Below are 16,890 nucleotides of genomic sequence, written 5' to 3' on the forward strand. Positions count from 1 at the left end.
TGCGACACGTGTGGTGGCGAGTTCAAGGCATACCCGGACGCGAAGGCAGCGAAAACGGGATTCTGTAGTCCGCGCTGTCAGACGACCTAGTTCTGCGGGCTGTAGTTCGGCGCTTCGTCCGTAATCATCACGTCGTGCGGGTGGCCTTCGGTCTGCCCGGCCTGGGACACTCGGACGAACTCCGCGCGCTCCTTGTAGTCCGGAATGGTCTCCGCGCCGACGTACCCCATGCCGGACTGGATGCCGCCGACGAGCTGGTGGAGTTCGGACGCGACGCTGCCCTTGTAGGGGGTCGCGGCCTCGACACCTTCAGGAACGAACTCCTCGTCTTCCTGTTCTTCCTTGAGGTAGCGTTCGCCGCCGCCGGACTGCATCGCGCCGACGGAGCCCATTCCCCGGTACTGCTTGTACTTCTTGCCGTCCACGGTGATGACGCGGCCGGGGGCTTCGTCCGTACCGGCGAAGTAGGAACCGAGCATCACGGCGTCCGCGCCCGCGGCAATGGCCTTCGCGGCGTCCCCGGAGTACCGGATGCCGCCGTCCGCGATGACGGGCACGTCGTACTCCGCGGCCACGTCAGCGACCTCGGCGACCGCGGTAATCTGGGGCATCCCGGCGCCCGTGACGACGCGCGTCGTGCAGATTGAGCCGGGGCCGATGCCGACCTTGATGCCGTCCGCGAAGTCCACGATTTCCTCGGCGGCCTCCTTCGTGCCGACGTTCCCGACGACCACGTCCGCGTCGATAGTCTCGCGGATTTCGCGCGCGGAGTCGATGACGTTGAGGTTGTGCGCGTGCGCGCAGTCGATGAACACGACGTCTGCACCCGCATCGTCCGCGGTTTTCGCGCGCTCCACGTCGAACGGGCCGACGGCGACGCCGACGACGAGTTCGCCGTTCTCGTCCCGCGCGGCGTCGTCGTGTTCCCGGCGTTCGAGGATGCTCTGCATCGTCACGAGACCGGCGAGCGCGCCGTCCTCGACGATGGGGATGCGTTCGACCTTGTGGTCGTACATCAGGTCGAGCGCCTCGCGCGCCTCGACTTCGGGGCCGGCGGTGATGACTTCGTCCGTCATCGCCTCCTCCACGAGGTCGTCCTCGTTCACGCCGAGGTACGGCCGGATGTCCGTGTTCGAGATGATGCCGAGGACTTCGTCCGCGTCGTCGACGACAGGCGCGCCGCTCACGCCCTCGCGCGCCATCATCGCGTCCACTTCGCTAATGGTCTGGCCGGGGCGCGCGGTGACCACGTCCTCGCGGCGGATGACGAGTTCGTCCGCGCGCTTCACGCGCTCGACTTCGGCTGCCATCTCCTCTGCGTCCATGTTCTGGTGGAGGACGCCGAGGCCGCCTTCGCGGGCGAGCGCGATGGCGAGGCCGCTTTCGGTGACGGTGTCCATCGCCGCGGAGAGCACGGGCGCGTTGAGTTCCACGTTCTTGGAGACGCGCGTGGAGACATCCGCTGCGTCGGGCTCAACGCGGCTCTCCTTCGGGCGGAGAAGAACGTCGTCGAAGGTCAGCGCTTCCGGTACCTGGAGTTTCTCGGAGAAGTGTCCGTCGCTGGAATCGTCTCGCGCCATGTAAACCGCACACGTTCGTGGGGGAAAAGCGTTCCGAGACTCCTCTCGATGTGCACCACGATGCCACACGCTCGTGGAATGGCAGCCCGAAACGACCGCCGTGAAAGTGAACAATCGTCGGGATATGGGATTCCGGACCCACGAACCCACGGCATTGTTTAAAAAAGAGCGAAACTATCATCGGTGTGTGTCGCCGTTTCTCACACAATACTTATGCGTTTGTCTTGGATACGCGAACGTATGGACTCCCACAGTCCCAGCATCGCGCGCACCGCCGGCAACCACGCCCTCCCCTCCGGCATCCAGACACTCGTGTGCGCGAAATTTGGGACAACGGGACCGAAATTCGACTGGCAGCCAGCCGGTCGACACGACGCGTCACAGTCGTCGCGTCCCCGCTACCACCGGACGGCCCCCGGTCACGGCCATCATCCCTGATGAGTAGCTCACGCCACCCAATCGCGCTCCGCCTGGAGCGACAGGTCGGCGGCGCGACCCGCCTCCTCGCGACCGTGATGCTCCTCCCGCTCGTCGACGGTATCTTCCCAGCGCTCGTGCTCGCGGGCGCACTCGACACCTGGGCCGGCGTCCTCCAGGTCGGCCTGCTCGTCTTCGGCGGGAGCGCCACGGTCGCCGTCATCCTAGCCGAGCTCGAAACCGACGTTCGCACGCAGGCACGCGCCGTCCTCACTGTCGGCGTCCCGCTCGTCGCGCTCGCCGTCCTCGAAGCGGCGCTCGCGCCAACCATCGAGAGCCTGCTCGACATTCAGGTGTTCGAGCGGTTCGCCGCCCTCGTCATCCTCGCCATCGCCGCGAAGACCGCGAGCGCCACCATCGGCGAGTACCTACCCAGTCCCGGCGTCATCGTCGGCCTCGGATTCGTCGCCGCCATCAGCCTCGGCGACGTGACGCTCTCCGTCCAGACGAACCCGACGCTGATGCTGCACGCGGCCGCGGCCGGACTCGTCGCCGTCGCGTTCGCGCTCGGCGTCGTGTTCGCCCAGCCCTACCTCTACCGGCTCATCGACATCGACCGCTTCCGGTTCGGCAGCGCGGTCGCGCTCGCGACGCTCGCGCTCAGCCTGTTCGTCCCCGCCACCATCCCGCCCGAAGCACCTATCGTCGTCTTCGCCATCGCCGGCGTGCTCGCCGTCGACCCCGACGCCGCCGACGAACTCGCGCACGGCCAGACGTCCGCGGACTCGCCTGCAAACCCACCCGCTGACCCGCCCGTAGACCAGCCCGCGAAACAGGCCGCCGCCACGGACGGCGGCGACAGCGATTCCGAGGACTCAGGTCGCGCGTACCCCGGCGAGGACGCTGGCGAGGAACGCGCGCCCTGGCTGTAACGGAGGTCTTAGGACGCTCCACGCGTTTTCCCCGAGTATGTCCGAAAACCGCGTCGTTCAAGGCCGCATGGTCACTCCGAAGAAACTCGCCGAACTCGTCGAAGGCGACTCCGTGATGGAGGCCGAAGCCATCGAGGACGCCGACCGCGACTGCCCCGACTGCGGCGGCGACGTCATCTCCGTCACCTACATGCCCTCGGTCACCGAGCTCGCCACCGCCTACAAGTGCCAGGACTGCGACTGGAGCGAGCGAACCGAGGCGTGACGACCGTCCTCGCGTGGAGCGGCGGGAAAGACGCCACGCTCGCCCTCCACCGACTCATCGAAACCGGCGACCCGCCGCTCGAACTCTACACTACCGGAATCCGGGAGACCGACCGCACGAGCATGCACGGCGTCCGCTGGCGGCTGATTCGGGCCCAAGAGGACGCGCTCGGGTTCGACCTCCAGCGAATCGACATCCCCACTGACGCCGGGAACGACGCCTACGAAGCCACGATGCGCGAGCACTTCCAGGACTACGCCGAACGGGGCGTCACCGAGGTCGCGTACGCCGACCTCTACCTCGAAGACATCCGCCAGTACCGCGAACGCCTCCTCGCCAACACGCCGCTCACCGGCCGCTGGCCGCTCTGGAACGAACTCACCCAGGACATCGCCCGCGAGTTCATCGACCTCGGCTACCAAGCGACCGTCGTCTGCGTCACCGACCACCTCGGCCCCGACTACCTCGGCCGCACCTACGACCGCGACTTTCTCGCCGACCTCCCCAGCGACGCCGACCCCTGCGGCGAAAACGGCGAATTCCACACCTTCGTCCACGACGGCCCCCACTTCGACCACCCCATCCAATTCGACCACGGCGACACCGTCACCCGCACCCTCGACGACACCACCCACCACTACCTCGACCTCACCTGAACCGAAACCCATTTACTACAAATCCCCCAACGAACGAGTGCACGGGGCTGTGGCCAAGCCAGGGATGGCGACTGACTCCAGAGGCCACGCGCCCGGGACGAAATTCCAGACTGGTATACCGAGCGACCGACTGATCATCGGCTCGCGACGACGACCCTCTGGAGTTCCGAGGCGCACCGGAGATATCAGTCGATCGGGGGTTCAAATCCCTCCGGCCCCATACCATATATTAAAATTTCGGAGAGTGTTGCCTCTACTAACCAGAGGTAAACCCTCCGCGCAGTTCACCCAGGAACCAACACCACTCCAGCTACGCAGTCCTGTGACCGACAACACGCTCGCCCCCAACGGAGGTGCGTGTTGATGGGAGCGAGTTCACGCGCGCCCGAAGAGCTCAGTCGTGAGGAACTCGAACAGGAAGTCTCCCGGTTGCGCAAGCTAGAATCCCGTGTCGATAGACTTGAATCCCTCATCGGGACGCTCGGAGACACACCTGCAGATGACGCAGCGCTCACGGACGTGACGCTCGCCGGTTCTGCAGCTGGCGTGTTGATCGACAGGAACCGCCAGCGAACCGAGGAACTACAAACAGTCGCCCACGACGATGACGATCGCGCTCAACTTGGCGGTGCCCGTGACGAGATGCTCCCGATTCACCGAATGTACGGCGACCTTCGTACGGGAGCAGATCGCTCGTTAAGCGCAACGCAAAAACGCGCGGCCCGATTGTACGGTGAATTCGTTGATCGTGTCGTCAGCAATGAAGCGACCAGAGTGGATGCGTCAGGTCAGATGTACTCACTGAGCTCAGGCGCAGCCAAGGAGATCCTCTTGGGGAAGTTCGATGCAGAGGATGAGAACCTGTTGAGTGGCGTGAAAGAAGCGAGCCGGTCGCAGGTCGTGTCCCGGGCGATGCGTGACGCTGCACGGCTGTCTAAGTTCGAGAACTGTGAGTGTGAGGACATCGACGGCTGCAGTCACGCGACGGTCCGTTTCCGTTCTGGGCGTCCGAACGCCCTCGCAGCGCCCAAGGAGACGTTCCGGGATGCGATGGAAGAAGTGTACAACGATGTCACCGAGGGGAATCAATGATGGAGGTTCTATCCAACATCGTTGTTGGCGGGGCGATACATACTGCGTTAGGTAGAGTGGAGGCCACTACCGGAGGTGCGTCCCCAGGATAGGAGCGGCAGTTAATTTCGGAGGGGCGGGGATAGTAAATAACACTCGATTAGAATAGGGTCTACCTTCTTCAATTCGCTTCATTCGCTAGTAGGCGGTGTGTTGGGCCCGTTACTGAGGAGTCGCTACCTAACAAGACACCCCACCCCTTCCTAACAACAATGTTGGAAAGCTCACGTCACCGATTGAAATCTCCACAAAGTCATACACCGGCGTCGGCTATGGGGGGCTCCCGTCCCTGTTAGCATCTCCCGGTCGGGTGGTACAGTACGACACTCCGAGTTAACGAGCGAGGCACTCAGTGGTAAACGATTTACCACATCGGTCAAATGGATAACCCATGCCGAGTATCAAGGTCCACGACTGGACCAAGGACCAACTTGATGACCCCCCTCTCCGTCGATAGCGAAGTTTATTCTCTCGCCGCTCAGTAGCCGCGATCAATTGTTCGACTTCCAGTCCTCGTATGCGTCTTGCTCCATAACCACAATAGTGCCCGTATGCTTGCTGTGGCCGACCCCACAGTACTCTGTACACTCGAAGGAAACCTCTCCGGTCTCTGATGGGGTGAATCGTGTAATGTTGGTTTCGTTCGGTTTCGCGTCTACTGTTGTGTCGAATTCAGGAATCGTCAGTGCGTGAGGGACATCCGACGAGGTCGCCCGGAGCACAATTGGTTGCCCAACTGGAACCACCAAGCGATCCATTGCTTGAATCCCACTTTCCGGGTAGGTGAACTGCCAGTACCACTGAAGCGCTTCAACGTCAACAACCAGATCCGACTCTTGGATTGTTATCTCCTCCGAGCCATTTGCCGGTTCTTCAGTTGTCGCTTGCGGAACGTTGTCAATCCAGTCCGGTGAACCGACGGTTGTCTCTCCGAGCGCAATGAACTCGTATGTTTTAGTCGTGTTCCCAACAGTGAACTCGGCAGATCGAATCACGCCGTTGGCATCAACGAGGAGGACTGCTTTGGCGTCCGTGTCGAGAGTTGTACTACTGGAAACCAACTTGACGACCGTGTCCTCGTTGAATCTTGTCGTGCCCTCAGCGGTGTACTCAAATGACTCCACAGAATTACTGAAGTCAAGGTTGAAATCGTCATTCTGGTAGGTTGCGATCACTTCGAATTGCTGGTCAACCGACAACCCGGACTGTGTCTGATACTCGGTTTCCTCCCCCGTAATCTGGATGACGGACTCGCTAGCCGTGAGATACGCTTCACGGTCGGGGCGACTGGACGCCTCCAATACACCGAATATACGCTGTTGACTAGAATTCAACTGGAATGTGAGGTCTGCACTATCCGCCCCGGTTACCTGAATGTCTACAGTATACGATCCCGCCGTGCTAAGCGTCTCCACATGGGCATCAAGCAGCGCGGCCGTATCTAGCGCTTCACCATCCCATCCAGGCACCGCCTGACTCCCAATCCTCTGGGACGTAGTCTTTGCGTCCGTCTGTGTCCCTGCCCCGATACTTGTCGAAGATGTCGTCTCTGAGTCTGTCTGCCCTACACAGCCTGCCAGTCCAACTACAGGGAGCAGACACCCTCCAACAAAACGCCGTCGTTTCATACCAGATTATCGAACAACTGTCAGCAAAAAAGTTAGGGAGATGACTCTATCCGGCGGGACAACCAGCACAACCAACCGAGATCGTCGAGCCACCGCATCGATTACAGAAACTTCCACACCCGCAGGTAACGTAAGATGAGCCAACACAACAAATCTAGCAGTAGTTGCCAATACGGTTTCTTTATTCAGTGGTGTGAAACCCCTGTCCAGTACAGTTGCGAACCGAGCGAACTCCCCTGTAGTTCGGAAAGGTAGAACCAGCCAAAGCTACTTCTGATATTACAGATATTGTGGTGCTAGTGGATGAAACAGATTACCAAGCGCAACTAGAGGGGCTTCGGGGGAAGCTCAACAACATCGAAAGACCCCCGGAAACAACGTTAGAAATCTTGGGCCAATCAAGGGTCGAACAACGCTGGGAAGAACTACTCGTCTATTTCCTTGACTCCACCAACCCGCATAGGTTCGACACAGACGTGCTCCGAGCCTTCCTGAGAGCCGTCCACTCCCACGGCGACACCTCCATGTCCGGGCCCCTACGGAGCTTGGAAACTGTCGAGGTTTCATCGCAGGTGTCTACCGACGACGGTATTTTCGATATCCTTCTTCGACAACCAGACGAATGGTTCGTCTGTATTGAGCTGAAGGTTGACTCGCCGGAGACCAACGCACAAACGGAGCGATACGCCGACGCGACGAGACTCGGTGATATCGACACCCGCCAATATAGCGGGACTGACGAGTACGTCTATATCGCTCCTAAAGACGCCCCTGACTCAGTCTCGGAGGACTTTGTTGATATCTCTTGGGAGCAGATAGTCGCGGAGCTTGAGACCGTATTGACCGACGGGTTCGGAAAATACCCCACGAAGAGCAGCGCACAGCTGGCGGATTTCATCGATACGATTCAACTCGAACTGAACATGGGCGACATCAACCAGATTTCTGACGAGACTGTACTGTACACCGAATACGCCGAGACCATCAATCGAGTGCGAGACGCATTCGAACGTGACAAAGAGCGACTCTACAATTCGCTTGAGGAGACGTTCTTCGCGGAGTTCGGCCATGAGGGATGGGTTTCGAACACCCGGCCGAATACGTATATTCAACTTTACAAGCCGGAGTGGCGAGATGTCGGGTCCGGAACCAACATCGAATACGAGCCACACCTCTCGCTGAATCAGAAACAGCCGACAATCAGACTCCGGCTGGACATCGAGCATACGGGCAAAGCGGAACTCCGGGAGAAGCTGTCTTCGAGAGTGAGTCAGGAGACATTCGAGGACGCGGGCTGGGAGTACGTCAACGGTGCCTACGCACTCGTTGCGAAGTCACTCCCCCTTGATATCGAGAACCCACAGGCGTCGATTCAAGCGGCGACTGAGGAGATCCAACAGCTCCACAGTCTGGTTGGTGAGCCTATTGAGGAAATCGTGAACGAATATACAGACTCGTAACCCTGACCAGGGAGTGGTTGTGGCTCCATTAGACTCCTCTAAAGATGCTAAAACTGGGTGAGAGATACAAGTACTCATATGCCGAATCAACACCGTGTCCAGTGAGTTCGGCGATGACGAGTCCGGTCAAGCGAAGTTCATCCGGATCCGCTGGTGACTCACCGAGCTGCGTCGTTACCTCGCTCATTGCGGTCACAAACTCCCGTGGATTCCACGTCTGTTCACCACCCGGCGCACGCTCCGCTGGGTTATCAAAATACACCGTTGTTTCCGGTACGTATGGAACCGACTGCGGCTCTCGAACCTCAACCGGATACTCCGGTGGATGTACGTCTTCGTACGGATCGTCATCAGCAATTGATCGCTGTAACTCGACTGTGGCCGTCACTGGGAACACACACTGCGGGAGTTCATCAACGACAGTCACCGGATCGTGCTCGGTTACTACGACTGCGCGATCAGTCGTCGAATCTTGAACCATCATCCGGCTGAAAGGAGTGTTCCCACTTGGTTTTGAGGAGTTATATAAAAACCAACAAAATGAGGATTCCGAGGTACCACCGCTGTCTCTCGCTACGATACCCGGGGTGAATGAGGATTAACCGGCTACAGGGTGTTTGAACTTCCTTGGATATCCAACGAGACGTACTGTTTGAGAGTCAGTTGTTCCGATCTACGTTATCCGTGTGCTCAACATCCGCCAAAACTATCGAACGCTGCAGTGGGTTGTTCTGTAGGCCGGCGTCTCGTTTGAGTCACTGCCGTGCCCCTATCGTGATAGCCACCACACTACACGATGGGGCGGCAGTTGGGGAACACAGAGACACTCTCTGTCGCCGTGTGGAACGGTCCACGGCAACTAACTATGGTGAGGGAAGTCACATAAAAAGTCGTATATCACTTCCTAAGGTTATGCGCAAGATCTCACAGGCCCAATCATCAACGAGATATCCCCTGTCCACCTGTGTTCTGCTAACACTCTCAGTAATATACTACACGGTCGGTTCTGTGAACGCCTATCGTTCGGCTTTTTCTCCGTTGAAACAGCCGTTAGGTAGCTACTGGCTATTTTCCGAATTCACGGCTTCGAATACTGAATCAGGACTGATTAAATGAACCGTACTACCAACGCCTGATACGGGAGAAGCAGTTAGGAATCCTCTGTGGCAAGCACTTATCTTGCTCTCGCTCATTCGTAGACGTATGAGTGCCGACGCCGGGAAGAGTGGCGGGGAAAAACCCACACCACCGCGGGAGATCACCCTCACGTACGAAGAGGACAGTGAGATGTGGGTGGCCCGCGACGAAGATACAGGTGTGGCTTCCCAGGGTGACACGCGGGAAGCCGCGCTGGAGAACCTCGACGAAGCGGTGGCCGGGTACCACGGTGCTGGGCGGTCACCGACCGAACAGGAGCTTCGAGAACTCGGGATCGACCCGAAAGAGAACGAATCCGGGGAACTCCCCGACGTTCTCCAGTAACGCCATCTCGAATGGTCACGCGCGACTTCTCCGGGAAAGAAATCGTGAACGTTCTCGTGAACACTGGGAATTACTCACTGGCCCGATTCAACGGTGATCACGCTATCCTGACGTGGAATCCCCCGGAGAGCCATGATACGGAACCGCGAACGGTCGTCGTTCCACAGCATGACCATGTGGCTATCGGGACGCTCCACGATGTTGCCGACCAAGCTGGCGCGAATGACTTTGACGCATTCTGTGAATGGATTGCGCGGAACCGGTAGCAAGAGTTGGTAGCTCGGTATCTCTCCAGATTCGCCGGAAAAACTACTGTTCGATGGAGGAACTGTATTGACCGCAACGGGGCTAGGTCTTGTCACCTACTGAGGATTTCAACAGAGATACACGGTCCAAAACGCCCGTGGCGGGCGCACGCGGTAGAGTAGCCTGTTTCGAAAAAGACTCTCAAAACCGTCGGCTCGGGCTTAACCGAACACAAATAGTGTCCTAAGTTAACTTCCCCCACACACTTATGGGTGCTACTAGTGAATTTCTAAACACGTGGCGTTAACGAGACTCCACGCAGCAACCCTAAGGGACTGAATGATGCCAGAATACGAGCTAGCCAGTGACCAATGGTGGGACGAGTACCAGGACGTAGTGAACGACGATCCGGAGATGACTCTCCATGGACGGGATGCATTCAATGAGAACTTTGTAATCGGCATCGGAGACGATCAGACCCTCATCGAGATGGTGAACGGAGAAATCACTGATATTCGAACCCCTGGACTAAACGACTCGTGGTCGTTCGGCGTGATCGGAGAACCCGGTGCGTGGGAGGAGTTCGTTGCCGAAGTTCCATCTGCGCACCACAACGAGGTGTTTGCATCGTTCTACCGAACGGCCGTTAAGCGAGAAGATGGGTATTTCGACCTCATCGGGGATCACAAGAAAATATTCCAGAATTTTCGCGCCTTTCAGAGAGCGATTGAGCTGATGCGGACCGTCCAAACCGGAGCCGACCCTCGAACAGCTGGAACTACACGCCCTCACGAATCGGGGGACCAAATCGAAGGCCGATACGTTACTGTCGAATTAGACGGAGTTAACCACCGGATTTACTACGAGGCTGCTGGGCCGAAGGATGGTATTCCATTGCTGTGCCAACACACCGCTGGCTGCAACAACCAGCAGTGGCGTCACATCCTTAATGACGACGAGATTACCGAGAATTTCCGAGTTATCGCCTACGACCTCCCACGACACGGCAAATCCATTCCCCCGTCGAGCGAATCATGGTGGGCAGACCAATACGACCTCACTGCCGAGCGATTCACAGACACCATCGTCTCCATCGCAGACGCGCTCGAACTCGACAACCCCATCTTCATCGGATCCAGCATGGGTGGCACGATAACACTCGAACTCGGTGACTGGTACCCTGACCGTTTCCGGGCTCTCATCGGACTCGAAGCAGGGTTGTTTACTCCCGGATTCTACATCCAGTGGCTCGACCATCCACATGTCAACGCCAACGACGTCATCTCCTACACCACCTGGGGGCTGATGGCCCCACAGAGCCCAGAGTGGGCACGACGTGAGACCCTTTACCTCTACGAGCAAGGCGCGAATGGGGTGCTCAAAGGCGATCTCTACTACTACTCCATGGAACACGACTATCGAGAGACTGCAAGCGATATTGATGCGACACAGGTTCCGATGTACCTGATGAACGGGGAGTACGATTATCTCACGAACCCTGATGCCGCACGCGAAGCCGCCGACGCGATTGGGGAAGGTGCATCCGCCCACGAAATGAAAGCCACCGGTCACTTCCCGATGGCTGAACGCCCCCGTCTCTTCCCCGAGTACCTCAAAGAGGTTCTCAACGATATTCGCGGCAAACGAGATGAACCAGTCCCAGCTGTACTTGAACCAGCGGACTACGGTATCGAAGCCAACAGGTAGCGGAGAGCAGGAACTTCGGAACCAGGTTCCATCAGCATCCGTGTTCGGTTACGCGGAGAAACCCAGTGATGGTGCTCTGGTGACGAAGCTATCGTTGTATACCGGGTGGAGAGAGAATGCGCTAACCACCCTCTTCAAGAGCCAAGCCGATGCGTAACCGAACACGGATGGGTTATGCCCATCGGAGCCCTCTATGGACGGCATGCCGACGATGGATTACGAGGCAGCGGCAGATCGAACACTGACATACGTCGAATCCGCCGCACACCTCCACCCAGAGAACAAGCGGCTTATTCGAGAGTATCACCGCGATATGGTGCTGGCAGACATTAGCGCTGCACAACAACAGAAAGTCCTCGCCCATTTCAAGATCATCGCGGATCACGTCGGTCAAACGCCGTTTACGGAGCTCAACAAAGACGACCTTGTAGAGCTCGTCGCGTGGCTGTACACTCGCGGTACGAGCGCCTCAACTGTCGTCGATTACAAACAAGCGATCAAGCAGTTTTGGAAATGGCTGAACGACGGCGAAGATCCCGAGGAAACGAAGTGGATTCGACGTGGACCGATCGAACAGAAACGAATCCTGCCCCAAAGCCTGCTTACACCACACGATGTTCAAGCGTTAGTTGAGGCATGTCCCAACGAGCGTGACCGGGCATTTATCGCCGTACTGTGGGAAACTGGGGCTAGGATCGGCGAGCTAATCGACCTCCAAGTCAGCCATATTGAGGAAACCACACAAGGGAAGCAAGTGGTCGTCTCCGGGAAAACTGGCTCGCGTCGGCTCCTCCTGCTTGAATCGGAGCCACACCTGAATGCGTGGCTCGATACTCATCCTAACAGACGGCCGGATGCACCGCTCTGGTGCAAAATAGACGAGGGTCAGGGGTCGCCGGACGAAACGATTAGCTACCAGTACATCCGCTTACGGATTCTCGACAAGGCGAGGGGGAAAGTCGGGATTGAGAAACCCGTCAACCCCCACCACTTCAGACATAGTCGTGCAACCTACCTAGCGAATCATCTCACCGAAGCACAGATGTGTGTCTGGTTCGGCTGGGTGCCTGGTTCGCGCGTTCCCGGCCGTTATGTCCATCTCTCCGGACGCGACATTGACCACGCGTACCGAACGATGCTTGCTGACCCAAGCTACACCCAACTTTCCGAAAGCCGTACAGATAGCCGTTTTGACTTAGCGTAACTCATCCAGCCCGACCACCAACTCAGGGGAATCTGCCAGTACTGATCTGGCCCAACCAAGCGTTTTTAACCTTTCGAGGCTAATAGTAAAACACAATGATCCTTGATGAGGCAGTTGACGAGGCACTTGCTACGTTCGACATGGAGCGTAGCAGCCAAGCCGAAGAGGCAGGCAAGACGGTCGCCACACTCCAAGACTAACAACCAGCTCAATTGAGCGTCCTGACTTTTCCTGCGAACTCTGACTTCGACAACGCAGGTTCGTTCTTCAGATCTGCGCGTCCGACACGTTCAACGGCCTCTTCAGCGAAATCGATCCAAAGCTGCTCGTGCTCTGTAGCGTATCGCTCTTTTGCCTCACTGGGGTACAAATCAAGGGTATACGAGGAAAGATCGATCTGGACGTTGTGCTTCCGTTATAAACGCGTCTTTATCGGCTTTTGATGCGTGATTCTCTCCCTTAATTACCGCTTTCATCATCGATAGATAGCTCTTAAACTTCCTAAATCTTACCACGGCGGTGCTTGGGTTTCAGTAGTCGGCGGGGCCGGTTTTGTTGCCGTTGTCGTCGTATTCGTAGAATCCGGTGCCGGTTTTCTTGCCGAGGTCGCCGGCGCGGACTTTGCGTTTGAGTATCTGCGGGGGTTTGAAGCGTTCGCCGAGTTCGTCGCGGAGGCTTTCGGCGATGTCGAGGCGGACGTCGAGGCCGACGAGGTCGGTGAGTTCGAGGGGGCCCATGGGGTGGTTGTAGCCTTCGCGCATGCCGGCGTCGATGTCGCTGGGGCTGGCGACGCCTTCTTCGACCATGCGGGCGGCTTCGAGGCCGAGTGCGACGCCGAGTCGGGAGGTGGCGAATCCGGGGGTGTCGCGGACGACGACGGATTCCTTTTCGAGGGTGTCGACGTAGTCGATGGCGAGCGTTTCGGTGTCGTCGCTGGTCTGTTCGGCGACGACGACTTCGACGAGATCCATCAGGTGTGGGGGGTTGAAGAAGTGGAGGCCGATGGCGCGCGAGGGGTCGTCGAGGGCGCTCGCGAGTTCGGTGACGGGGAGGCTGGACGTGTTCGAGCCGAGGACGGCGTCGGCGGGTGCGGCGTCCTCGACATCCGTGAGTACGTCCTGTTTGAGGTCCATGTCCTCGGGGACGGCTTCGACGACGAGGTCGGCGTTCGCGACGGCGTCCTCGAGGTCGACGATTCCCTCGATGCGGTCGAGCGCGGCATTGCGCTCGTCTTCCGTGACTTTTCCGCGGTCGACGCCCTCCGCGAGCGTGTCCTCGATTCCGTCGATTCCCGCGGAGACGCGGTCCGCGTCGATGTCGCGAACGACCACGTCGTGGCCGGCCATCGCCGACACCTGTGCGATTCCGCTCCCCATCTGTCCCGCGCCAACGACCGTTACGTGCATGCTCTCGGGTGGGAGCGACGGTCACGAAAACCGTTCGGTCTCGTGGAGAGCGAGATTTTATACGTCGCGGCTTCCTCGCTCACGTATATGGATTCACGTACGGTCGAGCGCGTGCGGTCGTGGTCGTCGGCGTCCGCTGCCGACGGCTACCGCGGCCTGCACGAGCTCGCTGACCGAGAGTTCTCGGGTGCCGTCGTGGCGGACGACACGTGGCTGTTCATGTTGAACGGCCGCGTCGTGGGGGTGTTCGAGGGGAGTATCGAGGACTTCGAGGACGCCTCACTCGACGTCTACGAGGCACCGCACCTCTCCCTGCCGTTGTTGTTCGCGATGCAGGAGGAAGGCGGGGAGACGCAGGCGACCTACTACACGAACGACACGCCGCTTTCGGAGACGAACGAAACGCTCGCGGACGCGGGGTTCACGGGCTACGTCGAACTCTCGGAGAACGTTCTCTCCGGCGACTACTACACCGCGTACTACGGCGGTCGGTCGCTGAGCGCGGCGTTCGTCGGGTCAAGCGAGGAACTCATCACCGGCGACGATGCGTTCGAGCGCGCGGACGACGAAGTCGGCCTGTACGAGGTCGTGAAAGTCGACCTCGACGTGACCGACGTCCCCGAACCACCGGAGCCCGAACCCGACGAATCGGACGACTCGACAGCGACTGACGCCGCGGCCGCTGGCGCGGCAGCCGGTGCGACTGACGAAGCCGATACAGCCGACACGACGGACGAGACCACGGGAACAGCCGATATTCCGGACGCGGAGCAGGCGGACACTGACGCAGACAAGGCTACCTCAGAGGCCGAGACCGCCAGTGAGTCGGCGGCGCCCGCGACGGACGACCCGACGACAGACGAATCCGCGATTACGGAAGTCGAGGCCGACACGATCAGCCAGAAAGAGGGCGCTGGCGACGAGTCGGACGAATCGGTGTCGGACCGCCAGCCGAGCGGTGAGCAGGCGGCCGACGTGAACGCGAGTAGCGGGGTTCGGCCGTCGCCGGAGCGCCCGGAGGTCGAGGGCGTGGAGCAGTCGCCGTCCGCGCGTGCAGTCGACGACACCGAGTCGTCGACCACGGACACCGCGGCGGAGACAGCGACCGCAGCGGAGGCGGCGAACGCCGCAAACGCGGAGGACGGCGTGTTCTCCGAGGAAGAAGAGTGGCGGGAGACGACGACCGTGCCGTCGCTCGACCCCGAGAAAGCGGCGACTCGGCCGATTTCCGGAGGTGCGAAGTCGTCGTCGAGTACGGCTCAGCGAACGAAGAAAAAGAAGACGAGTGCGCAGCGGCGCTCGCAGTCCCGCAGCCAGCAGTCCGCGAGTGCATCCGAGCAGGTGGCGACGCTGAAGCAGGCGGTGGCGGCGCGCGAGGACCGCATCGAGGAACTCGAAGCGCGCGCGCAGGAAGCCGAGAGCGAGACCGAGAAGCTCCGGGCGAAGGTCCGCGAACTCGAAGACGAGCGTGACACGCTTCGGAACGAAGTCGAGGAACTGCGCGCCGACCTAGAGACGGCGCGCGAGCGAGCGGAGAAAGCGGGTGGGTCCGAGGCGACCGCGCCGTCTGACCGCACGCCCGCGGACGCGCTCGCCGGCACGAACCTCTTCGTCCGGTACGGCTCGAAGGCTGACCCGACGCTGGACGCCATCGCGGATGGTGACGCGAGCCGGGAGGCCGTGAACGCGAACCTCCGACTCGAACACCACACGCAGTTCGACGCGAACGACGTGACGGTCGACGGTGAGCCCTTCGACGACTTCCTCCAGCAGACCGCCGCCTACCGGTTCGTCTCCTGGATCGTCCGCGACCTCCCCTACGAACTCCTCGACACCGGCCGAACGAAGGACATCGCGGACGTGTTCGACGCGATTCCCGATATCGACCGTGCCGAACTCGACGGCACCGTCTCCGTCCGCGACGAGGACGGCGAGGAACTGCGCTCGACGTTCGACGTGGTGCTCCGCGACCGCATGGGCAACCCCCTCCTGGTCGCCGAACTCAACCCCGAACGCGACCCGGTCACGGGCGACGAGATGACGGACCTCGTGGAGAACGCCGAAGTCGTCGCGTCCGCCCAGGAGACGCTCGGCGGCGCGTTCTACGTCACCGCGTCGTTCTTCGAACCCGACGCGCTGGAGACAGCGAAGGACGCGACCGACGGCGGCGGATTCCTCTCACGCAGCGACAAGGAGAGCTACGTCAAAGTCGCCCGGAAGTCGGGGTTCCACCTCTGCCTAGTCGAGGACAGAAACGAGACGTTCCACGTGACGGTCCCAGAACTCTAAACTTCGGCTTCTTCGGTGTCGATTTTCATCGACTCGAGCTTCCCGATGATTTCGTCTACTTTGTCGTCGAGTTCGTCGACGAACTCCTCGGTTCGTTCGGTGGTAATCGCTCCCTGGCTGGACGCCTCGATGAGGTCTTCCTCTTCGAGGACGCGAAGGCTGTACCGGACCTTGTGGTGCGGGTAGCCGGTTTCGTTCGACATCTTGACGATACCGATGGGTTCGCGCTCGAGGACCATCCGCAGAACCTGGAGGTGCCGTTCGAGCATGTCGACTTCCTTCTCAAGGCGGTCTATCATGGCATTTGTTAACTTGTCTTTACGGAGTTTAAAGGTTACTCTCCGCGAACGCCTGCTTCTCTCAATTCGAACGCTTCGATGCGCCCGGATATAACCGTTGTGGGCGCGCCCGACGACATTGGCCGGACGTGCCTACACGGAAGACGAACCCTTCCCGACACGGCACGAACGTGCGTATTTTCGGCGTC

Annotated in this window: 15 protein-coding genes and 1 tRNA gene; 11 read left to right on the forward strand and 5 right to left on the reverse strand. The window is 59.6% G+C overall.

The features are described 5' to 3' along the window. Positions 1-86: 86 nt before the first annotated feature. Positions 87-1,580 carry an IMP dehydrogenase gene (gene guaB / locus ACOZ4O_RS01750; RefSeq protein ID WP_424523594.1) on the reverse strand — a complete coding sequence of 498 codons (1,494 nt, stop codon included), beginning with the start codon at positions 1,578-1,580 and terminating at the stop codon, positions 87-89. Between the two features lie 240 nt (positions 1,581-1,820). Between guaB and ACOZ4O_RS01755 the strand changes: the two genes are divergently transcribed. The 6 genes from ACOZ4O_RS01755 to ACOZ4O_RS01780 all read left to right on the forward strand — a co-directional run bounded on the left by ACOZ4O_RS01755 (position 1,821) and on the right by ACOZ4O_RS01780 (position 4,942). Beyond that, positions 1,821-2,018, forward strand: a complete 198-nt coding sequence (locus tag ACOZ4O_RS01755) for a hypothetical protein (protein WP_424523595.1) — start codon at positions 1,821-1,823, stop codon at positions 2,016-2,018. Continuing rightward, positions 2,018-2,929: a DUF5794 domain-containing protein gene (locus ACOZ4O_RS01760; RefSeq protein WP_424523596.1), complete on the forward strand. Its 912-nt coding sequence runs from the start codon at positions 2,018-2,020 to the stop codon at positions 2,927-2,929. The genes ACOZ4O_RS01755 and ACOZ4O_RS01760 overlap by 1 nt, the downstream gene beginning before the upstream one ends. A 37-nt stretch (positions 2,930-2,966) precedes the next feature. Continuing rightward, positions 2,967-3,194 (forward strand): DUF5795 family protein, encoded by a 228-nt coding sequence (locus ACOZ4O_RS01765; RefSeq protein ID WP_424523597.1) that lies wholly within the window; start codon positions 2,967-2,969, stop codon positions 3,192-3,194. Beyond that, positions 3,191-3,850: an ATP-binding protein gene (locus tag ACOZ4O_RS01770; RefSeq protein ID WP_424523598.1), complete on the forward strand. Its 660-nt coding sequence runs from the start codon at positions 3,191-3,193 to the stop codon at positions 3,848-3,850. The genes ACOZ4O_RS01765 and ACOZ4O_RS01770 overlap by 4 nt, the downstream gene beginning before the upstream one ends. 43 nt (positions 3,851-3,893) lie before the next feature. Continuing rightward, positions 3,894-4,070: transfer RNA gene (locus ACOZ4O_RS01775), tRNA-Trp, on the forward strand. Between the two features lie 143 nt (positions 4,071-4,213). Further along, a complete protein-coding gene (locus ACOZ4O_RS01780; protein ID WP_424523599.1) occupies positions 4,214-4,942 on the forward strand; it encodes a hypothetical protein in 729 nt (242 codons plus the stop codon). Between the two features lie 530 nt (positions 4,943-5,472). Here the strand turns inward: ACOZ4O_RS01780 and ACOZ4O_RS01785 are convergent. Then, on the reverse strand, positions 5,473-6,609 hold the full coding sequence (locus ACOZ4O_RS01785) for a hypothetical protein (RefSeq protein WP_424523600.1): 1,137 nt from the start codon (positions 6,607-6,609) through the stop codon (positions 5,473-5,475). 299 nt (positions 6,610-6,908) lie between these two features. On the opposite strand from ACOZ4O_RS01785, the gene ACOZ4O_RS01790 reads away from it, so the two are divergent. Further along, positions 6,909-8,069, forward strand: coding sequence for a PD-(D/E)XK nuclease family protein (locus ACOZ4O_RS01790; protein WP_424523601.1), 1,161 nt, complete (start codon positions 6,909-6,911; stop codon positions 8,067-8,069). A 28-nt stretch (positions 8,070-8,097) separates the two neighbouring features. Here ACOZ4O_RS01790 and ACOZ4O_RS01795 read toward each other — a convergent pair whose 3' ends face one another. Continuing rightward, a complete protein-coding gene (locus ACOZ4O_RS01795; protein WP_424523602.1) occupies positions 8,098-8,550 on the reverse strand; it encodes a hypothetical protein in 453 nt (150 codons plus the stop codon). 722 nt (positions 8,551-9,272) lie between these two features. Here ACOZ4O_RS01795 and ACOZ4O_RS01800 point away from each other — a divergent pair. The 3 genes from ACOZ4O_RS01800 to ACOZ4O_RS01810 all read left to right on the forward strand — a co-directional run bounded on the left by ACOZ4O_RS01800 (position 9,273) and on the right by ACOZ4O_RS01810 (position 12,708). After that, the gene (locus ACOZ4O_RS01800) at positions 9,273-9,551 is read left to right on the forward strand and encodes a type II toxin-antitoxin system HicB family antitoxin (RefSeq protein WP_424523603.1); all 279 of its coding nucleotides are present in this window, start codon (positions 9,273-9,275) and stop codon (positions 9,549-9,551) included. A gap of 588 nt (positions 9,552-10,139) precedes the next feature. Then, positions 10,140-11,504 (forward strand): alpha/beta fold hydrolase, encoded by a 1,365-nt coding sequence (locus ACOZ4O_RS01805; RefSeq protein WP_424523604.1) that lies wholly within the window; start codon positions 10,140-10,142, stop codon positions 11,502-11,504. Between the two features lie 193 nt (positions 11,505-11,697). Further along, the gene (locus ACOZ4O_RS01810; protein WP_424523605.1) at positions 11,698-12,708 is read left to right on the forward strand and encodes a tyrosine-type recombinase/integrase; all 1,011 of its coding nucleotides are present in this window, start codon (positions 11,698-11,700) and stop codon (positions 12,706-12,708) included. A gap of 530 nt (positions 12,709-13,238) precedes the next feature. Here the strand turns inward: ACOZ4O_RS01810 and ACOZ4O_RS01815 are convergent. Beyond that, positions 13,239-14,114, reverse strand: a complete 876-nt coding sequence (locus ACOZ4O_RS01815) for a 3-hydroxyacyl-CoA dehydrogenase family protein (RefSeq protein WP_424523606.1) — start codon at positions 14,112-14,114, stop codon at positions 13,239-13,241. 87 nt (positions 14,115-14,201) lie between these two features. Here ACOZ4O_RS01815 and ACOZ4O_RS01820 point away from each other — a divergent pair, with 87 nt between their 5' ends. After that, positions 14,202-16,403, forward strand: coding sequence for a DUF7527 domain-containing protein (locus tag ACOZ4O_RS01820; protein ID WP_424523607.1), 2,202 nt, complete (start codon positions 14,202-14,204; stop codon positions 16,401-16,403). Here the strand turns inward: ACOZ4O_RS01820 and ACOZ4O_RS01825 are convergent. Beyond that, a complete protein-coding gene (locus ACOZ4O_RS01825) occupies positions 16,400-16,702 on the reverse strand; it encodes a hypothetical protein (RefSeq protein ID WP_424523608.1) in 303 nt (100 codons plus the stop codon). The genes ACOZ4O_RS01820 and ACOZ4O_RS01825 overlap by 4 nt on opposite strands. Positions 16,703-16,890: the final 188 nt, after the last annotated feature.

The organism is Salarchaeum japonicum, from assembly GCF_049705945.1.
In the GTDB taxonomy this organism is placed as follows: domain Archaea; phylum Halobacteriota; class Halobacteria; order Halobacteriales; family Halobacteriaceae; genus Salarchaeum; species Salarchaeum japonicum_A.